The sequence below is a fragment of the Reyranella sp. genome (assembly GCF_965279625.1).
Lineage (GTDB): Bacteria > Pseudomonadota > Alphaproteobacteria > Reyranellales > Reyranellaceae > Reyranella.
The window spans coordinates 4,980,610-5,004,408 of record NZ_OZ257251.1 but is presented as its reverse complement, the minus strand read 5'-3'; the positions used below and the strand labels follow the sequence as shown (position 1 = coordinate 5,004,408).

The following is a 23,799-nucleotide window of genomic DNA, read 5'->3' as shown; positions in this document are numbered from 1 at the left end:
AGGTGCAATGTCGCACGACCATGATCACGACCACGAGCATGGATCCGAGCTTTCGGAGATGCAGCTTCGCGTCCGCGCCCTCGAAACCATCCTGACCGAAAAGGGCTATGTCGATCCAGCCGCGCTCGATTCGATCATCGAGACCTACGAGACGAAGATCGGACCTCATATCGGCGCGCAGGTGGTGGCCAAGGCCTGGGCCGATCCGGCATTCCGCGAAGCGCTGCTCGCCGACGCCAGCAAGGCGATCGCGCAGCTCGGCCTGCAGCAGAAGGTCGGCGACCATCTGATCGCCGTCGAGAACACGTCCGCCACGCACAACATGATCGTCTGCACCCTGTGCTCCTGCTACCCGTGGGATCTGCTGGGCCTGCCGCCGGCCTGGTACAAGTCGGCGCCCTACCGTGCGCGCACCGTCAAGGAGCCGCGCAAGGTGCTGGCCGATTTCGGCGTGAGCCTTCCCGACGAGACGAAGGTGCGCGTGTGGGACTCGACGGCGGAGACGCGGTTCATCGTGCTGCCGATGCGGCCCGCCGCGACCGACGGCTGGTCCGAGGAGCAGCTCGCCTCCCTGGTCACCCGCGATTCGATGATCGGGACCGGGTTCCCGAAGGCGGCGAACGAGGTCGCAGCATGAACGGCGTGCACGACATGGGCGGCATGGACGGCTTCGGCAAGGTCGCGCCCGATCCGCACGAGGTGCCCTTCCAGGCCGACTGGCAGGCGCGCTCCTTCGCGCTCAACCGGGTCATGGGCTCGGCCGGCGAATGGAACATCGATGTCGGCCGCTACTGGATCGAGACGCTGCCGCCCGCGGTCTATCTTTCCTCGTCCTATTACAGGAAGTGGTTCCTGCGCCTCGAGCGTCTGTGCCTCGATCGCGGCCTCGTCTCCGAGGCCGAGCTGGCAAGCGGCCATTCGAGCGCACCGGGTCGGGCGCTGAAACGCAAGCCGCTGTCGGGCCCTCAGGCCGGCACCGCCGTCAGCCGCCCCAATCACGACCAGCCGCCGCGCGCGCCCGCCCTCTTCGCGGTCGGCCAGAAGGTGCGCGCCCGCAACATCCATCCCCGTTCGCATACGCGCCTGCCTCGCTTCGCGCGCGGTCACCTCGGCACGATCGAGCGCATCCAGGGCTGCCACACTTTTCCCGACGCGATGGTCGAGAAGGGTATCAAGCAGGGCGAATGGCTCTACACGGTGGTGTTCGACGGACGGGAACTGTGGGGCCCCGACGCGGAGGACGGCGCCACGGTTTCCATCGAAGCGTTCGAGCCCTACCTGGAGCCGGCGTGATGACGCAGGATCCCGCTTCGGTCCGCGCGGTTCTGGAGACCGTGCCCGGCGTTCCCTGCGAAGGCGAGGCGCCGGTGTTCGTCGAGCCGTGGGAGGCCCAGGCTTTTGCGATGGCGCTCAGCCTGCAGCAGCGCGGCGTCTTCACCTGGAACGAATGGGCCGACGAGCTCGGCACCCAGATCAAGGCCGCCATCGCCGAGGGCGATCCCGACGACGGCACGACCTACTACCGCCACTGGCTCGCCACGCTGGAGCGGCTGGTCGCGCGCAAGGGTATCGCGTCGACGGAAACGCTCGACCGTTACTTTCACGCGTGGGAGCATGCCGCGGACCGGACCCCGCATGGTCAGACGATCGAACTCACCCAAGGCGACTTTTGGTAAGCCGCGAAAGCCCGTCTGGCTGTGCAATGATTAGGCAATCGGTCGCCGGCATGACCTCCTGCGAACGAGCCGCTCGGTCCTTGTGGGGCTACGTAGCTTTAGGTCGCAGACCAATATCACCGTGTGACCTGCGATCATTGAAGCGCTCTTCGCAAGTCTGGACATGAGTGCAGAAAGTTTCGAATTCCCTCGCCCTGAACGGCGCCATCCGGCGTCGAGCTCTCCCTTGAGCAAATCTCACCATATTGGTAACGATCCAAAGATCGCTTTAAGCCTTTAACTAGTCGGGATGGCATGATTTGCGCTAGACGTCCTCCAGGGCGTCCCCCAACAGCGAAACCTTTCCGGTACCGCAGCGGAGATTGCGACGCCCCACGGCGGGCGCCGTCTTGGCAAGACCTTCCGGCATCACCGGGAGCCCGTTCATCATTTTGAGACGATATTGGGGGAGAATGCGGTGATGACAGAGGAAGATACGAAGCCGGAAGGACAACTCATTCGGGAAATTCGGTCGTCGTTCGCTCGCGCGGATTGGGATGGGGTGTCGAGCCTTTATGAGCGCATTGCGGGCATCAAGACCGATCGCGCCCTGCGCCTCGAAGCCACGTGCCTGGCGGTTCGTGCCCTCGCCGCAGTCAACCAGCGCTCGGCGGCCCGACATTTGCTAAAGTCTGTTGCGGCCAACGACTACAGAAAGCCCACTCATTATGAATTTTTGGCACGTGCGCATCTGGACCTTAAACAATACAAGGGCGCGAGTGAGGCCTGTGAGCGTGCTGAGCAACTACGCCTCGCGGAACTGAAATGAGCAAGAAGCCGCGCTTCAGCGTCACACGACTATTCAAGCGGGGCTCTGCTACAAGCCCCGAGAAAGTGGCCGTAAAGACGAGCGAAGAAGCTACAGTCGAGCTGAACGAAGAAACTGAAGTGGAGATGGTAATGGCAAAAGAACCGAAGAATTCAGAAGACGTTGTCGTCGCCCTGCGTGCCGAGGTCGAGTTGCTGGAGCTGCGCGTCCGCAAGGCGCAGGCTCGCGAATGGCTGCGGAAGCACAAGGCAGCGATGGCGGAAGGCGCCTCCAAGTAGGACCGGCCTTCGCTACAGACCATCGCGCTGTCGGTCCTCGGGCCGGCAGCGCCTTTCATTTCCCGCCAACACACTCCGACAAACGCGCTGGCGTGGTCGCCACGGCAGACGGCTCCCGCGTTGGCCGCGGATGAACGGGTCGAACGCCGCGAAAGTTATGCGCGCATTGCCCTTCTGGCGATGATCCTCGCCGCACCCGCCCGCCATCGGCAGAAGACAGGTTGCTTCCCCTCCCCCGGAGAGCGACAGTGCTGACGCTCCAGGGCCTGAACTTCAATCTCACCAACTCTGTGCCACGGCAGTTCGGCGGCGTTTTCGCGCGTCCACCTTAACGTACTACGGCAGATTCGTTATCCCGCCAGCCTTCTCCTCCGACTCGATCGCGCGCGGCGCAGCCGATGACGCGGTGCAGACGACCTCCGGTCAGATGATCGTGCGGCACTAAGACCCTCCTCACCCGATAGCCCCCTTTCGTAGGCCTTGACGCCGCCCAGCGCCGTTTCGAGCATCTGCTTGCGTCGCCGCACGACTGCCATCACGGCCCCCGCGTCATCGATTTGAACAGCGCTGCAGCCTGCTCCTCCAGCGACATCCTCTGCAGCCGCGACCTCGCTTCGTCGACCGGCCCTTTAACTGGGACGACCTCATCCGGCTGCTTCGCCTCGCGCGGCGCCGCAGCGCCCTGCTTGAGCAAATGCCGTAGCGCCCGCTCGTCGGCGACGAGGGCACGGCCGCTCGTCCAGCCGGGAACCGCCTCGCCGCGCCCGGCACCGAATTCGCGGGCCAACTTGTCGGCCAGGGGGGCGGAGTCGAACACGCACTCTATGACAGTGGGTCCCGTCGAGAAGGAGCGCCGCAGGGCGAAGCGTTCGGACGCGAGCTTGGATCTGATCAGTCGCAGCACGCGTTTCTCGGCCGTCATCGCCGCCGGCGACGCAGCGTCGACTGTCGAGAGCCTGATGCGAATACCGTGCGGCTCCTGGACGGTCTGGAAGAACGCGTTCCAGTCGAGGCGACGGCCGCGAACGCCGGTCATCGGCCACCTGTCGATGATTGCAACGTCGATGTCGGTGATGCGGGCCCGTTCATCCTCTCTCCCCTGTGAGCCAATCCCGAAACGGCCTTTCCGGGAAAAGGTTGCAGAGGGTCGTCGTCACACCGGCCGCAGATGCCGCGGCACGCGGGCGCGACGCAACGCGTCTTCGAGTTCATCCTTCTCGCGCCGCCACCGCTCGCGTTCACGATCGGCCTTGGCATCGAGCGCGGCCCGCGCCCGCTCGATCTCCGCGACCTCTGCCGCATGGCGTTCCACGGCCTCGTCGAGCGCGTTCTGCGCGGCCGCAATGACGCGATCCCGCCGCGCCCCTTCCGCCAGCCGCGCCGCCTCTTGCCTGCGCTCCAGGCGCTCCCGGCGCTCGCGCTCCTTCTCGAAGGCGCGCGCGGCTTCACGCTCTTGCTTGGGGTCCGTCGCCTTTGCCACCACCGGCTCGCGCCGCCGGCGCGCGGGCCTGGACTTTCTTTCGAGCTTGCCCTCGAAGGCGGCCTCGGAGGCCTCGGCGTCCTCCTTGAAGTGCTGGTCGGTGCCGACCGGCCGCCGCAGCACGATGCCGGGCCGCGCCATCGTGGCCTCGACGATGGCCGGATCGTCGGTCTGCCTGGCAAATCCCTGGTGAAACAGATTGGCCCCGGCGCCCCAGGCTTCGAGCGCCGCCTTCATCGACGGCGCGGACACCGCGAGATCGAAGAAGCCCGCCGAGGTCGTGAAGGCCTTGAGCTTCCGCGCCATCCCTCCGTTCCCTCCCGATGCCGCAGGAACGTTTCGGGGCGCCGCCGGTTGCCGGGACGTCGGGCGCGGTACCATGATACCTGCTCGGGGAGGTGCGACGTCGGTTTCGAATATCTTGTTTATTTCGTTTGTTTCGTTCATTGGCCGGCGCCGGGCTGGCGAAGCGCGACGAACTTCCTGCACGCCGCGATCATCGTTGCGATCCCCTCATTGGCACCGCTCAATCTCGTTCCCGCGAAAAGGCTTGAAACCGGAGACGAGTCGCAACATATGAAGTTACATGAGAAGAGACAGCCGACTATCGGGCGTGCTGCACGTCCTGCTGCACATGGCAGAGCATGCCGGTCCGATGACGTCGGAGATGCTGGCGCGCGCCATGGGCACCAATCCGGTGGTGATCCGCCGCCTCATGGCGGGCCTGCGCGAGCGCGGGTTCGTTCAATCGGAGAAGGGACATGGCGGCGGCTGGACGATCGCGTGCGATCTCGCCGCGGTCAGCTTGCGCGACGTCTACGAAGCGCTCGGCCGGCCCGAGTTGCTGGCCATGGGCAACCGCACCGAGGCGCCCGGCTGTCTCGTCGAGCAGGCGGTGAACGCTGCCCTCGGCGACGCCTTCGACCAAGCCGAAGCGCTGCTCCTGCGCCGCTTCGGCGCCCTCACCCTCGCGGCGCTGAGCGCCGACTTCCACAAACGCCTCGCCCGGCGCGGCGGGTCGACCGACCTGGAGACGAACCATGCAGCATGATGTCGTGATCGTCGGAGGCGCCTTCGCCGGCCTCGCCGCCGCCACCTACCTCGCCCGCGCGCGGCGGCGCGTGTGCGTGATCGATGCGGGCCGGCCGCGCAACCGTTTCGCCGAGGCCTCGCATGGCTTCCTGGGGTCGGACGGCAGCGCGCCGTCGTCGGTCCTGGCGCGGGCGCGCGCGCAGCTCGCGGCCTATCCAAGCGTGACCTTCGTCGAGGGCGAAGCCGCAAGCGCCCGCGTCCGGGGTGACGGCTTCGCCGTCTCGCTGCAGAGCGGCGAGGAGATCGCGGCGCAGAAGGCGCTCCTCGCCTTCGGGCTGCGCGACGAGTTGGAGCCGATCCCGGGCCTGAAGGAACGCTGGGGCCGGACGGTGCTGCATTGTCCTTACTGCCACGGTTTCGAATTCAGCGACCGGCCGCTCGGGGTGCTCTTTCGCACGCCCATGTCGGTGCACCAGGCCTGCCTGGTCGCCGAATGGGGGCCGACGACTTTGTTCCTGAACGGCGCGGACCTCGCGCCCGAGAGTGCGGAGATGCTTGCGCGACACGGCGTAACGGTCGAACGCGGCAGGTTGAAGCGCCTCGTCGGCGAGGGCACCGACTTGTCCGGAGTCGCGTTCGAGGAGGGACACGAGCGTGCCGTCGAGGCGCTCTACATCGCGCCGCAATCCTGCCTGGCGAGCCCGATCGCCGAACAGCTCGGTGTCGCGATCGACGAGGGGCCGATCGGTCCGATCATCCGCACGGACGCCGACAGGATGACCACCGTCCCCGGCCTCTACGCCGCCGGAGACATCGCCCGCGCGCCGCACAGCGTGAGCTGGGCAGTGGCCGACGGCGTCACGGCGGGCACCTCCCTCCACCGCGCGCTCGTGTTCGGCGGATGAACACGGCGTGGATGGAGCCCTTCGATTCGCGCCGCCTACTCAGCTCAGGCGGCCGAGGGATCGGACAGGGTGACGAGGACGGTGTAGCCGGCTTCCTCGAGCGCCGCCTTTCGCTCGGTGGCCTTGCCCAGCGAGTTGTAGCCCTCGGTCAGGTACTGGTGTGTGCCGGGGCGTTCGGCCCGCAGCGAATATTTCTTGAGGGGCGCGATTTTGATCATTGGGGACCATAGCCCGGCCTCCCGGGCCCCGCCCCTCTATTCGGAGCGGATTCCCCGGACACGTGCGCCGTCCGCTATGAGCCGGGCGTGTTGGTCGCGTTCAGGAGCTGGGAGACGGCGGTGAGCACCTGCGAGGCGGCGAAGGGCTTGGGCACCAGGATGCTGTTGGGCACGCCCAGCGAGGCCCAGTCGTTGCCCTCGGATCCGGTCATGTACACGACCGGCATGTCCGGCTTCATCTCGCGGGCGTGCCTCGCCACGTCCCATCCGGTGGCGCTGGAACCCAGCTTGATGTCGGTCACGAGCGCGCGCACTTCCTCGCCGCGCGAGTCCAGCGCGCCCATCGCCTCGTCCGCCGTCGAGGCGAGCAGCACCTCGTAACCGCCATCCTCGAACGACATCGTGAGCACGTCGGCGATTTCCGCCTGGTCTTCGGCAATCAGAACAAGGACCGATGTCTTTTCCAACGCTCACCCCCCAAAGCCGCGATCCAGAGACATCCGGACTCCTTCGGCCTCCCGAACGAGATGGGACAACGAGTGGTATCCCGGGTTAGTTCCCGTACGGAAGCGGAGAAGCTGAAACGCCGCACGTCTCGCCTGGTCAGCTGATGATCGGGAAGATCACTGACGTCGACGTTCCGCCCTTCGAACTCTCGGTGAAGACCTGTCCGCCTATCTGTCGCGCCAGTGAATCGATCAGCTTGAGCCCCGAGCCGCTGGACAACGTCTTCTGAAAGCCATGGCCATTGTCGCAGATGGTCAGCCGTCCCTCGCCGAAGCCGATCCCCGCCTGGAGCCTGACGACGATGAGCCCCCCCTTCTCGGCGAAGGCATGCTTGGCGCTGTTGGTCGCCGCCTCGTTGAGGATCAGGCCGAGCGGCACGGCCCGCTCGATCGAAAGTTCGACCTCGTCGGCTTCGATCTCGATCGAGACGTTCTCCACCTGCTGCTCGATCGACGCACACAGCGCGCGGAGATAGCCCGCGACGTCGACGGCCTGCGCATCCTGCCGCGGCGCCAGCTGGTCGTGTGCGAGCGAGATGGCGTTGATGCGGTTGGCGATGTGGTCGAGCGCGCGCAGCCCTTCCCCCTCCTTGAAGCGCCGCTTCTGCAGGCTGATGGAGGCGAGGATCAGCTGGAAATTGTTCTTCACCCGGTGCTGAAGCTCGCGCAGCAGCACCTCGCGCCGCTGCGCCTCCGACGCGGCCTCCGCCAGAGCCGCCGCCTCGCCGCGCGCCGAGCTGTGGCTTCGCACGGTGGACGCGATGATCGCCGCCGCGGCGATCAGGAACTCCACCGTATCCGAGGTGAAATCGCGCGGCTTCGTGCTGTCGACTTCGAGCACGCCCCAGGCGGCGCCGTCGGTGAGGATCGGCACGTTCGCCAGGGAAACGATGCCATGCTCCTTCAGCACTTCGGAAACGACGAAGTCCGGTGCCTTCGTGAAATCGGCAATGCAGACCGGCTCGGCCGTCCGGTAGGCGCGGCCGGGGGGCGAGCGCAGATCGGACGAGAAGGTCGCGGAGCGGACGAGGCCTTCCTTCCACCCGGTCCCGGCCACCATCAGCAGATCGGCCGTCGTCGGACGGTAGCGCAGCACCTTGACGTGGTGGATCTCGACCGCCCGCCCGACCTGGACGACCGCATGGTCGAGAAAGCGCTCCGGTGTCGAATCGTGGCCCGCGAGCCGGCCCAGCTCGACCAGAATGCGGACATGGCGGCGGAGCTTCTCGACGTCGGCCTCTGCCGTCGCCGCGGATGATGTGTCGGGCATGGCCAGTGAACGCCCGACCGCCGCAAAGGTGCCCCGCGGTGTTTCGGGACTTCACCTGCTCTCGCGGGATTTTTTTTTCAGGCCCCCTTGAAGCCCCAAAGGGCCTTTCTAGATCGATCCGTTGCCGGTTCCACCAACCGGTCTCGCAGAATCGGCCGCCGTCCGGGGGCCGGGTCGCAACCATCGCTCATCGGAGGATGCTTCATGCGCAACACCATCGATTTCGCACCTTTTCACCGCGGCACCGTCGGCTTCGACCGGGTCTTCGACCTGCTCGACTCGGTGGCCAGCCGCTCCGGCACGCCCGGATATCCGCCTTACGACATCGAGAAGACCGGCGACGATTCCTACCGGATCGTCATGGCCGTGGCCGGCTTCGGCGAAGCCGAACTCAGCGTCGTGCAGAAGGAGAACGAGCTGCTGATCGGCGGCCAGGCCACCGGCGGCGACGACAAGCGGGAATATCTTTATCGCGGCATCGCGAGTCGCAATTTCGAGCGCACCTTCCAGCTCGCCGACCATGTCCGGGTCGTGAGCGCGAGCCTGGCCAACGGGCTGCTCACCGTCGATCTGCGGCGCGAGGTGCCGGAGGAGAAGAAGCCGCGCGTGATCGCCGTGGAAAAGGCGGAGCCGCGCGCGTCGATCGCGCGGCAATAGCGTCCCGACCTTCCCTCGTTTCGTTCAATAGGAGGACAGGCATGACTGGTTCAGCTGCTTCCACGAACACCCAGTGGAAGTCCGTTCACACTCTCCCCCACACGTCGCATCCCCCTCAGCTGGCAGCCGACGGACCGCGTGGCCGCATCCTGATCGTCGAGGACCAGGCGGTCGTGGCGCTCGACCTGCAGCGGACCCTGCGCGAAGCGGGCTACCGCGTCCTCGGGCCGGCCACCAGCCTGCCCGCCGTCGAGGCGCTGCTGGCCCGCGGCACGGTCGATGCCGCCCTCGTCGACGCGGATGCCGGCCGGCTGGCCTTCGTCCTGGCCGACAGGATTGTCGATGCCGGCGTGCCGGTGCTGTTCCTGACGGCGCGCTCCAATCCGCTGCCGGCCCGCCATGCCGGCGCGCCGATCCTGGAGAAGCCCTTCTCCCGGCCGCGCCTGCTCGAAGCGCTGGCAACCGTCATGGCCGCCCCGCGCCTGACTGACGAGGAGCTGCCCTACGCGGTCTCGCCACCGCCGATGAGCTGGCCGCGCGTCCTTCCCCAACTTTGACATCATCAAGTCGCGAACGTGCGGCGAAGGACGTCCAACCCTTCGCCGCACCCCGCTCGCCAATCACGCCCGAGGCGGAACCGGAAGACGAACCGCCCATTGCCCCCCGTGGTCTCGATCTCCGGGTCCGCAAGCATGGGGGAAGGAAGACGATGGACGCCCGGGAACTCGCGGAGAAATTCGAGGCCAAGATGGGCGCGGCGGCCAACGAGCGAAACCGCCAGTCTCCGAATTCATCGACAAGCGCGGCGCGGATGTCGAGTACTGCAAGACCGCAATGGAAAACAACGTCCTGCCGTTCCTCGCGGAGTTGCAGGAGCGTCTCGGGCCCGACCAGTTCGCCTACTCCCACCAGATCGACATGCAGGATCACCGCGCAGTCGGCGTGTCGTTCATCATCGGCGATGGCGGCACCACCAGCATCTCGACGGCGCTGGGCAACGTGGTCGTGACGCGTACCGGCGATGGCGGTACCGCCAAGGGCGTCGCCTATGTCTACCGCCCCGACGCCGAGCCGTTCATTTCGAATTCCGGCGACCTCACGCGGGACAAGATCGCGAAGCTGATCGAAATGGTGATCGACAACACATAGTTGCGCCCCTCTCGACGATTTCTCGGAAGTGTACAATTCGAGACAGCGAGGCCGATCGATTTGATGTTCCGTAGACACGGGTGATGGGTGTCGATACCGGTCCGTCGCGTGTGGGCGGCGGACCGGATTTCACTGCGAACGCCGCGCCGACGATGCCCCCGCCGGCAGACTTCTATCGGCCAGGCGCTTGGGCTCCCCGCGAAAATGACCTGTGGATGATCGGTGGCCCCGACACGGAGAGCGTGTCTGGTTGGAATGAATGGTCAATGTCGACATTCCATTGCCGTAATCCTTTTTGAGACTTGCCGTATTCTCGCCAGTTACAGTCTGGAACCCGCAACCGGTCGCCATTATTCAGTGGAAATGAGAATGGAACTGGAAGAAACACCGCGCAGTCCGGCGCTTTGGTCGAGAAGGATGAGGAGCGGCAGAAGATGGCTGACGAAGTGAACCAGCGGCTGGTGCAATCACGCCATTACTGCATCGACCGACTCGCGGAAGTGAAGGAGGATCTGACCCGTCTCCAGACGGAGGGGAACGTCCTGAAGACCAAGCTCGAGACGGCCGATGAGGTCGAGGCCGGCCAGATTCGCCGTCGCCGCCGGTTCCTGAGCCGCCGGCTGGATGAACTGAAGGCTGAACGCGCGGCGCTGACGGAGGAACTGCAGGCGGCGACCGCGCGCCTGAATGGTTCGCCAGCCCCTACCCCGTCGAGTGAATGGCGCCCGACCGCCGTCCCCAACGCGCCCATGGCGTCGCCTTCCGCAGCCCCCGGGGACGATCGGGCGCCTGCGGGGCGCGATCCGGGCGGCGCGGTGGCCATGCCGATCGGCGCCGGACGATAGCCTAGCCGACCGGTCAGCGCGGCGGCGGCCTGCGCGGCTTCTTCGGTTCGGGGGCCGAGGTCCAGTTCACCCCTTCCATCGTCCGGAGCAATGTCTTGGCGGAGGCTGCCGCCGCGCCATCCTCGCCGAGCCAGGTGGCCCAGGCGCCATCCTCGAGGATCGCAGGCATGCGCGGATCGTCCTCGCCGGTCTTGATCGTGCGGCGGATAAGATCGTTGGCCGGCACCGTGGCCATCACGCAGAACAGCAGCGGCGCGGGCTGGCCCTCGATCTCGTAGCGCCGCCATACGAAAGCAAAGCCGCGCGGGCGGCCGTCGCGCGGATCGATCGTCCATTGCCGCGTCTCGGGCCGGCCCGACGGCTTCACCACCTCCTCGCCCTCGTTGAAGGTGCGGAAGACGACGATGCCGCGCTGGCCTGCGTGGAAGGGCGTGCGGAACGGCTCCTTCGCGTCGATCGTCTCCGAGCGCGCATGGATCGGGCGCGGCCGCCGCCAGTCCTTTGGATCGGGAAAGCCCCAGCGCATCGGCACGACCCGTCGCCGGCCCGCCTCGGCGTCCCACACAACCACCGGCACTGCCGCGCCGACGCGATAGGTGACGATGGCATCGTCGCCGCCTTCGGCTCCGAACCCGTCCCCTTCACCCTCGCCGCCGCTGCTTGGCGCGAGCGGCTGGGAGAAGGCGACGACCTCGCGCCAGGAAGCCTGGGCCGTGAACTTGCCGCACATGTGCGAAGGCTAGCACTGCCCACCGGGATCGCGCCATCGACCCTCTCCGAAAGGCTTTCCGCAGGGTGCCCAACCATTCACGGGACGCGCCAAATGGTCGAAAATCGTGATTAATCAATCACTTAGAGGCCAATTTTTACTGTGGCAAAATTACAACATTTGTTGGACGGGACGCCCTTCGTCGGCCATTATCTCCGAGGCCGCAGGCCGCCACCTTTGGTTCCACCACGGAGAAAAGTTAATGGCGTTCGAAGCCGGTCAACCGATCCCCTCACGCACTCGCCTCCTCTCCCGGGCCACCGCCTGGTCGGTGGCGGTGCTGGCCGCCGCTACACTCTTCGGAACGACCGCAGTCGTTTCCCCCGCGATGGCCCAGGCGAAGGTCCCGGCAAAGTCCAAGTTCAAGCCCGCACCCAAGGCGGCCCCGGCCGATCCGACGGACAGCGTCGCCGACCAGCTCAATGCCAAGTGGCAGCAGGACAACGCCGCCTTCGCGGGCTTCAGCGCCGCGACGCCCGCCGCCGCTGCGCGGGCAACCCCGGCGTCCTTCTCGACCGGCCCCGCGGCCGGCGCGGCGAAGGCCAACCCGTCCACCGGCAACAGCGAATGGGGCGACCGCCTGGTATCGCGCGCCATGAACTATCTGGGCACGCCCTATCGCTACGGTGGCACCTCGCCCAAGACCGGCTTCGACTGCAGCGGCTTCGTCTACTATCTCTACGACGCGGTCTTCGGACAGCGTATCCCGCGCATGCCGCACGACATGGTGCGCGAGGCCACGCCGGTCGCGCGCAGCGACCTGCAGAAGGGCGACCTCGTGATGTTCGGCTATCGCGGCGCCATCACCCACGTCGGCATCTACAGCGGCAACGGCCAGTTCGTGCACGCCACGCATCGTGGCTCGCCGGTCATGGTGACGTCGCTCGACGCCGACTACTACAACACCCGCTACCTGAAGGCGGTCCGGCTCACGCCGCAGTAAGTCAGCGCAACGCAGCGCCCCGGGGGATTATCCGGCGGGTGGGCGGATGGAATAACCTCCGGCCATTTGGCGACAGCGAAGCCGGAGCCCCCGCCTCTCGCAGGCATCCTTCCGATGTGAATTGAGCCGCGATAGTTCGGCATTAACAGCTACCACAGTCAAATGAGGAAGTGCCCCGTCATACGGGGCGTACGGGGCGATGGGGTCATGCCGATCGTCTCCGCGCATCCTGCCCCGCCGTGGTCGTCCGACGACGACGCCTCCCCATCTGAATCGGGAGGAAGGTGCCTGGTTCGGCCGGAAAGACTCTAGGTCAGCATGAGCGCCTTGCGTAGGCGCTCGGCGACCTCCGGCGTGAACTCGAACTCCTGCTGGGTGGCCCAGCCGACATAACGGCGGACCGGCTTGGCGCCCACCACTTCGGTCAGACGCAGCCCGTCGTTCTCGTCTTCGAAGGCAGCCTGCACAAGCAGTCGGCCGCGGTCGCGGCTGACGCGGATCGCCCAGTCGCCCTTGGCCCGCAAGGCAACGATCAGGCGGCCCAACAGCTTCAGCCGGTCGACCCGGTCGGCCTCGTACTCGCCGGTCACGAGATGACAGGCAGGGTGCCAACTCACCAGTCGTTCCCAGGACACCGGCTTGCCGCCGGAGACGCCGCGGGCGACCGGCTTCGCGGTCGCGGCGCGGCCGATGCGCGGGCTTGCCTTTTTACTCTGTGCCATCCAAGCGTCTCCAGCTGCCTCGGCCTCTGCAAGGCAGGTTAGCGCGCAGCGCCACCTTCTGCACGACGGCCGCCTCGCCCCGCAAGGCCCGCCGCTGACGCCCGCGGCAGCGCGTCCGCCAGACGCCGCCTGAAGTTGCTAGTCGCCGACCCGCTTCCGCGTCGACGCTTCGTGGATCTCGGCGATCGAGCGCTCGAGCGCCGCATCGAATTCGCGATCGCTCATCGTGACCTGCAGGCCCTCGGTCAACGCGCGCGAGAAGCTCGCGATCATGCCCGGTGTCGCGGCGAGGCGGCGGCAGGCCTCGACGCGCGGGTAGCCGCCGGACAGAGCGAGCAACCGCGCGACGCTGGCGTGGCCCAGCAGGTCACCGTAGCGGCCCGGATCGCTCGGCAACGTCAGCTTGAGGATGACCTGCATTCCTTTGGGCAGGGCATCGAGGCGGCGCAGCAGCGCGTCGCGCAACACCGCCTCGGCGGCGGCCTTGTCGGGACTGTCGATCAGCACCTCAGGCTCGATGATCGGCATCAGCCCCAGACGTGCGATCTGCAGCGCGATCTCGAACTGCTGGTCGACCACCGCGGCGACGCCATCGTGCGAAGCATTGCGGATGGTCGAGCGCATCTTGGTTCCGAACACGCCAAGGCGTGTGGCCTCCGCCAGCCTTGCCTCGAGCCCTGTCAGCGGCTTCATCAGACTCACCCCGTCGCGCTCGGGCTGCAGCCCCTCGTCGACCTTGAGGAAGGGAACGATGCCGCGGTTCCACAGGAAGGCCGGCACGGGCGTACCGTCGGCGGTGCCGCGCATCGTACGCTCAAACAGGATGGCGCCGAGGATGCGCTCGCCACTGAACGACGGCGCCCGCATGATTCGCACGCGCATCTCGTGCATCAAGCCGAACATTTCGGTTTCGTTCGCATAGGCGGAAGCGGCAATCCCGTATTGTGCCAGCGCCTTCGGCGTCGAGCCGCCGCTCTGGTCGAGCGCGGCCACGAAGCCCGCCCCGCCCGTGACCCTCTCGCGCATCATTTCTCGTACATCCGTCATGCCGCCCTCGCTCGATGCCAATGGTCCCCACGTGACGTCACGAATCGTGAGGGCTGAATCCGTCCTGAAACCGAATCTGACGCTCCAGCGTAGTAATGGTTGCAGGGCTATTCAGCGGCGCTGCTTTTTCAACCCGCGGAGCGGCAAGTGTATAGTCTGGGATCAGATATTCTGAAGCAGCTCATGGTCGACAACTTGCGCGATTGCGGGCTGGTGCTGCTCGACACCGAGGGCAAGGTGCTGAGCTGGAATGCCGGCGCAAAGGGATTGCTGGGTTACGAGGAGGCCGACGCGGTCGGCCAGCCATTCGCCCGCATCGTTCCGCCGGAAACCCTCGACGCGGCCGGCGCGCCGCCGTCGCTGGCCAAGGCCCGGCGATACGGCCGGCATGAGGAGATCTGCCGGCGCACGCACAGCAACGGCACGGGTCTCGAGCTGCGCGAGGTCGTGATCCCGCTGCGCGATCCGCAGCATAATCTGGTGGCCTTCGGCCTCATGATGCAGGCGCTGGAGGCCGCGAGAGACGCCGCCACGGGGCTGGCAGCGACGCCGGCGCGGCGGGCGCCCAAAGTGCTGCTGGTCGACGACGAAGAGGTCGTGCGGGTGACGGCGATGCACCAGCTCGAGGACCTCGGCTACGAGGTGCTCACTGCGGCCAGCGGCGAGGAAGCGCTCGACATACTGGCCCGTGACGAGAGTATCGACGTGCTCTTCACCGACGTCATCATGCCCGGCATGGACGGCGGCCAGGTCGCCGAGGAGGCACGCACGATCCGGCCCGACATCAGGATCCTCTTCACGTCCGGCTACTTCGAGCACGCGCTGGTCGAGAGGGGCAACATCAAGCCCAATGCCAACCTGCTGGTGAAGCCCTATCAACGCCGGGACCTCTGCCGGATGATGAACCGCATTGTCGCGGCGGACGTTCGGAACTCGGAGGAACTCGCCGGCCCGGGCGATCGCGTATCGCCGTTCGGCGATGCCGTCGTACCCATGCATGCGCGTCGTTGAATCCGCATCCCGTGCTCGCCCCGGGGCGCTGTTCGCCGCTCTTCTGATCGCCGCCTTCCTGAGCGGCTGGGCTGCCCCGCCCGCCGGGGCCATGACCTTCTCGACCCTGACTCGGGCCGACGGCACGCGCATCGTGCTGGCCGAAGGGCCGGTGGCCGAGGGCGACGCCGCGCGGCTGCGGGTGGCGCTACGATCGGCCGATCGAGATCCGGCCGGATACAAGGTGCTGGCGCTCGACGGTCCCGGCGGAGCGATCGTCGAGGCATTCGCCATGGTCGATGTGATGGACCGCGAGCGCGTCGCGACGGTGGTGCGCGAGGGCGCGAGCTGCGCCTCGGCCTGCGCGCAGATCCTGTTCCTGTCGGGCGCTCACCGCACGATCGAGGGCAGCGGCCGGCTCGGCCTGCATTCATGCCACACGGCCGGCGACCGCAGCCGGTCGGTCGCCTGCAACGAGTTGATCGCGCAGAACGCGATGGCGCGCGGCACGCCCTACGCCTCGATCATGGTGTTCCTGCATCTGACGGGCCCGACGCAGATGAAGTGGCTGGGCGCCGCCGAAGCCGCCCCTCTCGGCTTCACCCGCGATCCGCAGGACGCTCCCCAGGTTGCGAGCGCCTATCGCATGTGAGCGGCTGATAGCGGCTCATCGACCGGGTCGAGTGGCCAGATCGGGCGGCGCAGCTTGGCGTAGGTGAAGCGCGAGGCGTCGGTCGAGCACAGGCCGCCGGCATCGACCAGCATCACCTCGCGCGCGATCGGCTCGAAGGCGGCGCGGAAATGCTGCGAGCTCTTCACCACCAGCACGTTGCGGCCGAGCGGATCGATGCCCTGGCTGAGGAAGACCTGCAGGTCGATCGTGTGCATGCGCGTCGAGGTCACCACGACGTCGATGCTGTCGCCGAGCCGCAGCACGGCGGTCGCGCCCAGCGCCACCTGGACGCCGGCGTTCATCGGCCCGTCGTTGCGGAAGTTGCCGTCGGAGAGATGCCGTACCTCGGCCGTCGCCTGCACCGGCGCGCCGAGCGACGGATCGGTGTGGCCGCCCAGCGCCACCGCGATGCGCGCGCCGACGCCGGCCTTCAGCGCCTGCCGCACCGTGCCGGGATCATAGATCGTGCCGACCGCCACGTTCGGGATGCCGGCGTCGAGCAATGCGCGCAGGAGATTGGGCGCATCGTTGTAGCCGCCGCCGCCGGGATTATCGGTGCCCTCGGCCAGCACCAGCGGCCGGTCGCCGCCGCGCCGCGCGGCCATCACCGCCTCGTCGATCGAGCGATAGAACGAGGAGAACTCGTTGCGGCGTGCCCACATCTCCGCGATCAGCGCCTCGGCCGCCTGCGTGGCGGCGGCTTCCGCCCCCGGCTCGTGGCTGACGGCGATCGACGGGCCGGCCCATTGGATGTCGGACCAGGTGAAGCCCACCTGGATCGAAACCACGTTCAGCCCCGGCTGCTTCTCGAAGGCGTCGGCGCGGGCCAGCAGGTCGCGCATGATGCCGGGCTGCGTCGTGCGGCCGTGATCGGCGCCCTTCAGCATCACCGGCTGCACCAGCAGGCAGCGCGGGCTCTTGCGTCCCCGCAGCGCATCCTCGACGAGTTGGGCGGCCTGCTGCGCGCGCTCGTAGCCGTCGACATGCGGATAGGTGCGATAGCTCACCAGCGCATTGGCATGGCGCGCCATCCGCGCCGTGGCATTGGCATGCAGGTCGAGCGTCGCGACCATCGGCACATCGGGACCGACCACGCCGCGCACCGCTTCGAGCAACGCGCCCTCGGCATCGTCCTCGGTCTCGCTCACCATGGCGCCGTGCAGCGACAGGCAGACCGCGTCGACCTTGCCCTTCCCGTCCCCGCCGCCGCGCGCCGCGTCGAGAATGCGGTCGCGTATATGTTCCCAGGCTTCGCGCGTGAGCGGCCCCGAGGGAATGGTGTTGGCGGCCACGCCCCACACCGCCTCCCAGCCATGGGTCTTCGCCGCATCGATGAAACCGCCCAGCTCGTTCCGCGTGCCGCTGAAGTTCGGCACGATCGCCGCGCCCTCGATCAGGCGCTGGCGGCGGTAATCCTCCAGCGTGGTCGGCAGTTTCGAGAAGGTGTTGGTCTCGTGCATGAACTGCGCGATCAGGACCCGGCTCGCCATGTCGGAACTCCCCTCCCTACCGCTTCTCGACGTTCCAGAAGACCGTTACCGGCGAGGTAACGTTGCCCGTGATGGTCTTGCGGCGCGCCATCGCGCTCGTGTACTGGCCGAGAAAGGCATGGGTCGGCACCTCGGCGGCGCGGAGCTGGATCTTCTCGACGATCTCCTTGCGCCTGGCCTCGTCGGGCTCGTCGGCGAAGGCGCTGCGCAGCCGCACCAGCTCCTCGTCGCACGGCCAGCCGAACGGGGCCTTGTCGCAGGTCGCCACGATGAAGCCCAAGGCCAGCGGATCGAGCGCATCCGGCGCCGAGGTCGAGGTGATCAGCACGTTCCAGCCGCCTTTGTCCGGCGGATCCTTCTTGGCGCGGCGGGCGACCAGCGTCTGCCAGTCCATCGACTGCATGTCGACCTTCATGCCCGCCTTCTCCATCAGCGCCTTGGCGATCGGCGCCATGTTGGCCAGCGCATAGAGGTCGGTCGAATGCAGCAGCACGACCGGTGTATTGTCGTAGCCGCCCTCGGCCAGCAGCTGCTTCGCCTTGGCGAAGTCGCTCTCGTACTTGTCGGCGAAGCCCGCCGTCGTCTCGTAGGGCCCGCCGCAGATGAACATCGCCTTGCAAACCTGGTAGAACTCCGGATCGCCGATCACGCCGTCGAGGAAGTCCTTCTGGTTCAGCGCGTAGAGCATCGCCTGCCGGTTCCTGGCATTGTCGAACGGCTTGTGCAGCTGGTTGAAGCGATAGATGTACTGGCTGCCCCACTTGCTGGGATTGATCAGCTCGGCGTTGCGGTCCTGCTTCAGCAGCGGATAGAGGTCGTGCTGCGGCGCCTCGATGATGTCGATCTCGCCAGTCTGCAGCGCGTTCACCGCGGTCTGCTGATCGGGCATGGCGATCCACTCGACCCGGTCGACCTTCGCCACCTTACCGCCGGCGAGGCCGGAGGCGGGCTCGGCGCGCGGCTTGTACTTCGGGTTCTTCACATAGACCGTCTTGTCGCCGGGCTTCCATTCGTCGGCCTTGAAGATGAACGGGCCGGAGCCGACGAACTCCTTGATCTGGTCGTTGGGCGAGGTCTCGGCGACCCGCTTGGGCATGATGAAGGGATTGCCGGAGGGCTTGGACAGCGCCTGCAGCACGACGCCGGTGGGCGACTTCAGCACGAGCTGGAAGGTCTTTGCATCGACCGCCTTGGCCTCGGCGAGCTTGGACCACAGGATCTGGCCCACCGAATCGCGCACCGCCCAGCGCTTGAGCGAGGCCAGCACGTCCTCGGTCGTCACCGGCTTTCCGTCATGGAACTCGAGCCCGTCGCGCAGGGTGAAGGTCCAGGTGAGATTGTCGGGCGTGACGTTCCAGGTCTCGACCATCTGCGGCTTGACCTTGAGGTCGCCGTCGAGCGCGAACAGCGTGTCGTAGACCATGTAGCCGTGGTTGCGCACGATGAAAGCCGAGGTCCAGATCGGATCGAGGATCTTGAGATCGGAATGCATCACCACGCGCAGCGTCTTCGGCTGCTGCGCCTCGACCGCCACCGGCAGCATCAGCGCCACCGCGGCCGCCGCCAGCCATCCCATCGCCCGACGTCCTGCCATCCCGGCCTCCTCTTCATTCATGGTGAAGGAGGCTAGGGTGCCGTCACGCCGGCTGGAAATTCATTCGGCCCGACGGTTCATTCCTTCACCTCATGGACGGCGGACGGCCGGGCGGCGATTGCCACGTGCCCGGCGCACGGGGCATGGTGGCCGCCACGCCGCAGGTGGCGGCAGGAGGAGAGAGACGTTGAGGACCTTGGGCAACATTCTGTGGCACATCCCGTTCCTCGGGTTCCTCACCGCGGCCTTCTACTGGCTGCTCGGCCTGGTGCTCACCCTGCTGGTCGTCACCGCGCCGCTGGGGCTCGGGCTGATGGAGTTCGGCAAGTTCCTGCTGGCGCCGTTCGGCAACGAGATGGTGAGCAAGTCCGACCTCGACATGCCTCAGAACCCGCTGTGGCGCGCCTACTCGACGCTGGTGATGCTGGTCTACCTGCCGTTCGGCGTGCTGTTCGTGATCCTGAACGCGATCCAGGTGTTCGCGCTGTGCTTCTCGATCGTCGGTATTCCGGTCGCCCTGGTGATCGCCAAGTCGCTGGGCACGGTGCTCAATCCGGTGAACAAGGTCTGCGTGCCCACGGCAGTGGCCGAAGAGATGGCGCGCCGCAACGCCCGCGCCGAGATCGACCGGCGCCGCGCCTGACGCTACGCACGAGACCGCGTCGCGATCAGCAGGGAGCGGGATCCGGCACGGGCTTGTGGGCCCGCGCGTTCGTTAGCTCGTCGGCCTTCTCGGTGGCCAGCTCCTCGGCCAGCCGCTTCTCGGCATAGCGACACTGTCCGGCGTCGAGCCGGCCTCCGGCCAGCTGCTTCGTCAGGTTCTCTATGTTCTTGCGGCGTATGAAGTCCTGCATGTCATGCGCCCCCCTGGGCTGGACTGCGGACTCCATAGGGCGCTCATCGCGGGCGTCTGGCAACCCGGTCGGGAGCGCCTGAAGACATGCGCGGCCTTAGGGCGTCAGCCCCCGAAGGCGGCGCCCAGGCTGCCGATGAGACCGCCCATGAACACGAGGTAGCCGAAGGTCGCGAGGAGGAGGTGGCGAGAGCTGTCGTCCATGTCGGTATCCCGTTGCCCGTTCATTGTTCTAAATCGTCGTTGAAAGTTGCGACGGAAGAGCGAACGGCGGCCATTCGCCGACAGTTCCAGCCACGGCGCCCCGAGACGCCCCATTTGCGCGAACCGTGTCCTGGCGGCCACAGGTCGGGGCCGGCGACGCAGCCCCCGGCGGCCTGCTGCGTTACGGACGATGTCAGACTCCCGCACGGTCTCCGATCCCCCCATCGACGATCCCAAGCCCGGCAAGGAGGTTCCGATCGGCGACCCTCCCGGCGCGGCCGACCCGCCGAAGGAGGCTCCACCGGCCCCCGCCCCGGACGCTCCGCCCGGGACTCCCGACGAAAAGCAGAAGCCAGTCGAGCGCATCCAGACGCTCCGCGTCGGCGTGCGCGCCATCTGGTGGAGCGCGCTGGTCCTCACCCTGGCCTTCGTCGGTGCCGCGCTCTGGATGGGCTTCGGCCGCCGCGATCCCTTCGCCCTCTTCTTCGTCCTGCTGGCCGGCCTCTGCGCCCTCGCCGGCTACGGCGCCGTCGCCTCCCTGCGCCAGCGCTAGGCGAGGCCAGCGGCAGCCATTGCTAAAGGCCAATCGCCTTCGCAAGATTGGCGGGACAGATGACACGGCATGCCAGACTGCGAACCAAGGAAGAGCTCGGGCTTCCCAAATGGATGCCGGCGGTCGAAGGGTCGCTCGACGATCCGCCGATCGTGCTGCGCCAGGACCGGCTGAAACTGTCTTTGTTGGGCCTGTGTCTCATGGTCGTGGGCGGTCTCATCCTGCTGATCCCCGTGCGCGTGTACTCCGCCTGGCATCTCATCTTCCTGGGCTTTCTGGGACTTGGCGTCGTGACATTCGGTGCGATGGCCGTACGCCCCGCGACGCTCATTCTCGACCCGCACGGACTGATCTGGCGCCATACGTTCCGCACCGTCGAATATCCTTGGAGCGCCTTCGCTCGTTTCTTCGTGTTGTCCAGACCGCGGCGGTTCACCGTCGTCGTCGGAGAGTTCGCGCACGAGGGCCCGCCGAAGCCGGCCTGGCGGCGCTACCTCACCGGAAGTCTCGAACTCGGCAGCTTCTGGGAACTCCCGCCCCAGCGCGTCGCCGATGTGCTGAACGAGGCCCGCGCGCGATGGGCGCCGACGGCGGCGGCAACGACACAGGTTGAGGGCGCGATTTCCCGCACGACCTCATCCTGAGGAGCATGCCGAAGGCGTGCGTCTCGAAGGATGGGCACCAAACGCTGTGCTCGTGCCCATGCTTCAAGACGCGCTCCTGCTGAGCGCTCCCCAGCATGAGGTGGGTGTTGGTGATTCTGTCGCGCTCGGAAAGGCTGCCGCCCCTACCACCCCGGCAGATAGGCGCGCAGGTACTGGACGAGGCGGATTTCGGGGAAGCCGACGAAGGCGCGGCGGCCGAGCGGGCATTCTGGAAGACCGACGGTGTCCTTGATCTCGACGAGGGCCTGGGCGCTCCAGCTCTTGTGGCCGCGGCTGAGGCTCGCGAGATCGTCGCTGCCAATTCGCGAAGAGGCGCCGCGGGTCAGCAGCACCGTCCCGGCATGGCTGCGCGAATCGCCTTCCAGCAGCACCGTGGCCGGCATGCCCTCCTGCAGCAGCGCCGCCAGCGTCTCGGTCACCGGCACGTCGACCAGCAGCACCTTGCAGTCGATCCACGAGAACAGCTTCTCGCCCTGCCGCACCGTGGCGCCATCGCTCACCGGCGCCGACCACAGGGTCATGAACGGAGGAATGCGGATGGTCGCGGTCGACAGCGCTTCGAGGTTGCGGCGCTCGTCGACCAGGATGGCGCGCGCGGTATTGAGTTCTTCCTGCGCGTCCGACAGCGCGCGGTTGGCGCGGGCCGCCTCGAGGTTGATCTCGTCGAGGCTGCGCCACGACCATTCCGGCTCCTTGGCGTCGGCCTGCAGGTAGACGCCCTCGCCCGCCAGCCGGCGGCGTTCGCGCACGCGGGCCAGCGCATTCTCCATCTGGGTCATCGTCACCTGCAGCTCGCGATGGAGGGAGGTGGCCACGTCCTCGTCGGCCTGCGACCCGGTCCCGGTCGCGCGCAGCGAGCGCCGGCGCTGCGCCGAGGCGTCGGCCAGCACCACCCGCTCCTTCAGGAGCGCGAGCCGCTTGTCGAGATCCTGGATGTCGATGTCGAGGTCGCGCCGGAAGCCCTCGGCATAGCGCGCGCGGCGCTCCGACCATTCCCGGGCGAGCAGGGTCACGCGCTCCTGATAGAGCCGGAGCTGCACCAGCCGGGCCTCGGCGCGGCGTTCGTTGCCCTCGGCGCGAATCACGCCGCTGCGGTCGACGCTGCGATTGACGATGGTGGTGACGTCGCCGCGCGCGCCGACCTGCTGTCCGATGCGCGTGTCGAAGCCTTCGAGCGTGCCGCCGATCGGCGCCGTGGCGAGGCTGAGCCACGAGGTCACCGCGGCATCGCGATCGAGCATGATGTAGAGCGGCTGGAACACCGCGACGCAGATAGGGATGAGGCCGAGCCCGACCACGAGCGCGATCCGGCTCTTGCGCCCGAAGCGTTGCGCCAGCGGGCGACGCGCCGCGCCCGGCCCCGAAGCCGCCACCACCGCGGGCGACTCCTCGACTGCCACCATCGACTCGTCACGCAGGCCGGCGTTCTGCAGCATGCGGGCGGTGATGATGCGCAGGAGATGGATGCCGAGCTGCGGGCTCTGCAACAGGGCCGCCAGCACCGCCTTCTTGCTGAGCGCCATGACGATGCCGTTGGTGCGCGCAATGGCGGTGGCGGTGCGCCGGCCCGAGGCCGAGAACAGCGCGATCTCGCCGAAGAAGGCGCCGGGCCCGACCGTCTGCTGGACCTCGGGCAGGAAGACCTCGCCTTCCAGCACGTAGAACAGCTCCTCCGCGAGGTCGCCCGACGAGAACAGGACCTCGTTGGCGCGCACCCCGCGCTTGCGCATGAACGGCAGGATCGCCGCCGCCGAGAATTCGTGGCTGGAGGCGCGTTCGACCTGCGCGCCCAGTTCGCGGATCTGCATGAGGCGCAGCAGGTTCAGCGGCAGCAGCGCCGAGTGCAGGATCAGGATGGGCGTCAGCCCGTCGATCGCGGCGTAGGTGATGAAGGCGAGGTTGCTGGCCACCGCCACGATGCGCAGCGGCAGCATGGTGCGCATGTAGAAGGTGGCGAACACGAGAACGGAAGCGATGTAGCCAAAGATCTCGCCGGTATTCATTTGCCCCGCTGCACCCTGCTCACGCCACGCCTTCCTATGGCCCATCCGGCGAGGGGCAACAATTGCGGTGTGTGTGCGATTTCGAACGCAGGGCTGCAAACTGGGAGTACCGCCGATGCGGTGAATGGAGCGCTCTTTCTCCGCACATTCTGCGGAGAAAACAGCGCTTACGTACGGGGGGAGTCGTCTCCGGCCTCTTCCGACCGCGATCCGATCATTGCGGCGGCCGTCGCACATTTTATGTTTCGTCACCATCCACCCGTTCGACGGCGGCAACGGACGCATCGCGCGCCGTCGCCATCGCACCCGCCGCCTCTCACGTGACGCCTAGCGCGAGACAAAAGCTGGCGTGATGCTCGCGCACCTCGAGAAGGCGAGCACGGTCACACGCAATACATGCGGCTCTTTCCCATAGGTGCTATCTAAGTCGCGCGCGCCATTGCCAATGCTCCAGTGATCACAACCATAG

At 67.0% G+C, this 23,799-nt stretch carries 29 protein-coding genes; 17 read left to right on the top strand and 12 right to left on the bottom strand.

Features of this window, described 5'->3' with window-relative positions:
• The first annotated feature begins 7 nt into the window (after window positions 1-7).
• The 5 genes from nthA to ACQY78_RS24285 all read left to right on the top strand — a co-directional run bounded on the left by nthA (window position 8) and on the right by ACQY78_RS24285 (window position 2,762).
• Entirely contained in the window at window positions 8-637 is a 630-nt protein-coding gene (gene nthA, locus ACQY78_RS24305) for a nitrile hydratase subunit alpha (RefSeq protein ID WP_428679841.1), read from the top strand.
• Window positions 634-1,293, top strand: a complete 660-nt coding sequence (gene nthB / locus ACQY78_RS24300; protein ID WP_428679838.1) for a nitrile hydratase subunit beta — start codon at window positions 634-636, stop codon at window positions 1,291-1,293. The genes nthA and nthB overlap by 4 nt, the downstream gene beginning before the upstream one ends.
• Window positions 1,293-1,676 carry a nitrile hydratase accessory protein gene (locus tag ACQY78_RS24295; protein ID WP_428679835.1) on the top strand — a complete coding sequence of 128 codons (384 nt, stop codon included), beginning with the start codon at window positions 1,293-1,295 and terminating at the stop codon, window positions 1,674-1,676. Before nthB ends, ACQY78_RS24295 begins: the two co-directional genes overlap by 1 nt.
• Before the next feature lie 460 nt (window positions 1,677-2,136).
• Window positions 2,137-2,484, top strand: coding sequence for a hypothetical protein (locus ACQY78_RS24290; protein WP_428679832.1), 348 nt, complete (start codon window positions 2,137-2,139; stop codon window positions 2,482-2,484).
• A complete protein-coding gene (locus ACQY78_RS24285) occupies window positions 2,481-2,762 on the top strand; it encodes a hypothetical protein (RefSeq protein WP_428679829.1) in 282 nt (93 codons plus the stop codon). The genes ACQY78_RS24290 and ACQY78_RS24285 overlap by 4 nt, the downstream gene beginning before the upstream one ends.
• 535 nt (window positions 2,763-3,297) lie before the next feature.
• Here ACQY78_RS24285 and ACQY78_RS24280 read toward each other — a convergent pair.
• On the bottom strand, window positions 3,298-3,798 hold the full coding sequence (locus tag ACQY78_RS24280; protein ID WP_428679827.1) for a hypothetical protein: 501 nt from the start codon (window positions 3,796-3,798) through the stop codon (window positions 3,298-3,300).
• A gap of 117 nt (window positions 3,799-3,915) precedes the next feature.
• Window positions 3,916-4,548, bottom strand: a complete 633-nt coding sequence (locus ACQY78_RS24275; protein ID WP_428679824.1) for a cell envelope biogenesis protein TolA — start codon at window positions 4,546-4,548, stop codon at window positions 3,916-3,918.
• Between the two features lie 280 nt (window positions 4,549-4,828).
• Between ACQY78_RS24275 and ACQY78_RS24270 the strand changes: the two genes are divergently transcribed.
• Window positions 4,829-5,293, top strand: coding sequence for an Rrf2 family transcriptional regulator (locus tag ACQY78_RS24270; RefSeq protein WP_428679821.1), 465 nt, complete (start codon window positions 4,829-4,831; stop codon window positions 5,291-5,293).
• Entirely contained in the window at window positions 5,283-6,179 is an 897-nt protein-coding gene (locus ACQY78_RS24265) for an NAD(P)/FAD-dependent oxidoreductase (RefSeq protein ID WP_428679818.1), read from the top strand. The genes ACQY78_RS24270 and ACQY78_RS24265 overlap by 11 nt, the downstream gene beginning before the upstream one ends.
• 44 nt (window positions 6,180-6,223) lie before the next feature.
• Here ACQY78_RS24265 and ACQY78_RS24260 read toward each other — a convergent pair whose 3' ends face one another.
• The 3 genes from ACQY78_RS24260 to ACQY78_RS24250 all read right to left on the bottom strand — a co-directional run bounded on the left by ACQY78_RS24260 (window position 6,224) and on the right by ACQY78_RS24250 (window position 8,173).
• Complete coding sequence (locus tag ACQY78_RS24260) at window positions 6,224-6,397, bottom strand: hypothetical protein (protein ID WP_425067061.1); 174 nt, start codon at window positions 6,395-6,397, stop codon at window positions 6,224-6,226.
• A 74-nt stretch (window positions 6,398-6,471) separates the two neighbouring features.
• A complete protein-coding gene (locus ACQY78_RS24255; protein ID WP_428679815.1) occupies window positions 6,472-6,864 on the bottom strand; it encodes a response regulator in 393 nt (130 codons plus the stop codon).
• A gap of 136 nt (window positions 6,865-7,000) precedes the next feature.
• Window positions 7,001-8,173: a histidine kinase dimerization/phosphoacceptor domain -containing protein gene (locus tag ACQY78_RS24250; protein ID WP_428679812.1), complete on the bottom strand. Its 1,173-nt coding sequence runs from the start codon at window positions 8,171-8,173 to the stop codon at window positions 7,001-7,003.
• Window positions 8,174-8,377: 204 nt separating this feature from the next.
• Here ACQY78_RS24250 and ACQY78_RS24245 point away from each other — a divergent pair, with 204 nt between their 5' ends.
• From ACQY78_RS24245 to ACQY78_RS24230, 4 genes are all read left to right on the top strand, one after another.
• Complete coding sequence (locus ACQY78_RS24245; protein WP_428679809.1) at window positions 8,378-8,830, top strand: Hsp20 family protein; 453 nt, start codon at window positions 8,378-8,380, stop codon at window positions 8,828-8,830.
• 41 nt (window positions 8,831-8,871) lie between these two features.
• The gene (locus ACQY78_RS24240) at window positions 8,872-9,387 is read left to right on the top strand and encodes a response regulator (protein WP_428679806.1); all 516 of its coding nucleotides are present in this window, start codon (window positions 8,872-8,874) and stop codon (window positions 9,385-9,387) included.
• 277 nt (window positions 9,388-9,664) lie between these two features.
• Window positions 9,665-9,979, top strand: coding sequence for a hypothetical protein (locus tag ACQY78_RS24235; protein WP_428679803.1), 315 nt, complete (start codon window positions 9,665-9,667; stop codon window positions 9,977-9,979).
• Window positions 9,980-10,413: 434 nt separating this feature from the next.
• On the top strand, window positions 10,414-10,824 hold the full coding sequence (locus ACQY78_RS24230; RefSeq protein WP_428679801.1) for a hypothetical protein: 411 nt from the start codon (window positions 10,414-10,416) through the stop codon (window positions 10,822-10,824).
• A 13-nt stretch (window positions 10,825-10,837) separates the two neighbouring features.
• Here ACQY78_RS24230 and ACQY78_RS24225 read toward each other — a convergent pair whose 3' ends face one another.
• Window positions 10,838-11,554: an SOS response-associated peptidase family protein gene (locus ACQY78_RS24225; RefSeq protein ID WP_428679798.1), complete on the bottom strand. Its 717-nt coding sequence runs from the start codon at window positions 11,552-11,554 to the stop codon at window positions 10,838-10,840.
• A gap of 241 nt (window positions 11,555-11,795) precedes the next feature.
• Here ACQY78_RS24225 and ACQY78_RS24220 point away from each other — a divergent pair, with 241 nt between their 5' ends.
• Window positions 11,796-12,536, top strand: coding sequence for a C40 family peptidase (locus ACQY78_RS24220; protein ID WP_428679795.1), 741 nt, complete (start codon window positions 11,796-11,798; stop codon window positions 12,534-12,536).
• A gap of 308 nt (window positions 12,537-12,844) precedes the next feature.
• Here ACQY78_RS24220 and ACQY78_RS24215 read toward each other — a convergent pair whose 3' ends face one another.
• Both ACQY78_RS24215 and ACQY78_RS24210 read right to left on the bottom strand, forming a co-directional pair.
• Window positions 12,845-13,258 (bottom strand): hypothetical protein, encoded by a 414-nt coding sequence (locus ACQY78_RS24215; RefSeq protein ID WP_428679792.1) that lies wholly within the window; start codon window positions 13,256-13,258, stop codon window positions 12,845-12,847.
• A gap of 138 nt (window positions 13,259-13,396) precedes the next feature.
• Complete coding sequence (locus tag ACQY78_RS24210; RefSeq protein ID WP_428679789.1) at window positions 13,397-14,305, bottom strand: fructose bisphosphate aldolase; 909 nt, start codon at window positions 14,303-14,305, stop codon at window positions 13,397-13,399.
• A 183-nt stretch (window positions 14,306-14,488) separates the two neighbouring features.
• On the opposite strand from ACQY78_RS24210, the gene ACQY78_RS24205 reads away from it, so the two are divergent.
• Window positions 14,489-15,316, top strand: a complete 828-nt coding sequence (locus ACQY78_RS24205) for a response regulator (RefSeq protein WP_428679786.1) — start codon at window positions 14,489-14,491, stop codon at window positions 15,314-15,316.
• Window positions 15,303-15,947, top strand: coding sequence for a hypothetical protein (locus ACQY78_RS24200; RefSeq protein ID WP_428679783.1), 645 nt, complete (start codon window positions 15,303-15,305; stop codon window positions 15,945-15,947). Before ACQY78_RS24205 ends, ACQY78_RS24200 begins: the two co-directional genes overlap by 14 nt.
• Here ACQY78_RS24200 and ACQY78_RS24195 read toward each other — a convergent pair.
• Together ACQY78_RS24195 and ACQY78_RS24190 are read right to left on the bottom strand one after the other, a co-directional pair.
• Window positions 15,935-17,458, bottom strand: a complete 1,524-nt coding sequence (locus ACQY78_RS24195) for a M81 family metallopeptidase (protein WP_428679781.1) — start codon at window positions 17,456-17,458, stop codon at window positions 15,935-15,937. The two genes, ACQY78_RS24200 and ACQY78_RS24195, sit on opposite strands and share 13 nt — an antisense overlap.
• Window positions 17,459-17,474: 16 nt before the next feature.
• A complete protein-coding gene (locus tag ACQY78_RS24190) occupies window positions 17,475-19,052 on the bottom strand; it encodes an ABC transporter substrate-binding protein (RefSeq protein WP_428679778.1) in 1,578 nt (525 codons plus the stop codon).
• Window positions 19,053-19,239: 187 nt separating this feature from the next.
• On the opposite strand from ACQY78_RS24190, the gene ACQY78_RS24185 reads away from it, so the two are divergent.
• Complete coding sequence (locus tag ACQY78_RS24185; protein ID WP_428679776.1) at window positions 19,240-19,695, top strand: YccF domain-containing protein; 456 nt, start codon at window positions 19,240-19,242, stop codon at window positions 19,693-19,695.
• A gap of 25 nt (window positions 19,696-19,720) precedes the next feature.
• Here the strand turns inward: ACQY78_RS24185 and ACQY78_RS24180 are convergent, their stop codons facing one another.
• Window positions 19,721-19,906, bottom strand: a complete 186-nt coding sequence (locus ACQY78_RS24180; protein WP_428679774.1) for a hypothetical protein — start codon at window positions 19,904-19,906, stop codon at window positions 19,721-19,723.
• Between the two features lie 393 nt (window positions 19,907-20,299).
• Between ACQY78_RS24180 and ACQY78_RS24175 the strand changes: the two genes are divergently transcribed.
• Together ACQY78_RS24175 and ACQY78_RS24170 are read left to right on the top strand one after the other, a co-directional pair.
• Entirely contained in the window at window positions 20,300-20,662 is a 363-nt protein-coding gene (locus ACQY78_RS24175; RefSeq protein ID WP_428679772.1) for a hypothetical protein, read from the top strand.
• A 59-nt stretch (window positions 20,663-20,721) separates the two neighbouring features.
• Entirely contained in the window at window positions 20,722-21,306 is a 585-nt protein-coding gene (locus tag ACQY78_RS24170) for a hypothetical protein (RefSeq protein ID WP_428679769.1), read from the top strand.
• Window positions 21,307-21,449: 143 nt separating this feature from the next.
• Here ACQY78_RS24170 and ACQY78_RS24165 read toward each other — a convergent pair whose 3' ends face one another.
• Window positions 21,450-23,330 (bottom strand): cyclic nucleotide-binding domain-containing protein, encoded by a 1,881-nt coding sequence (locus tag ACQY78_RS24165; RefSeq protein WP_428679767.1) that lies wholly within the window; start codon window positions 23,328-23,330, stop codon window positions 21,450-21,452.
• Between the last annotated feature and the right edge of the window lie 469 nt (window positions 23,331-23,799).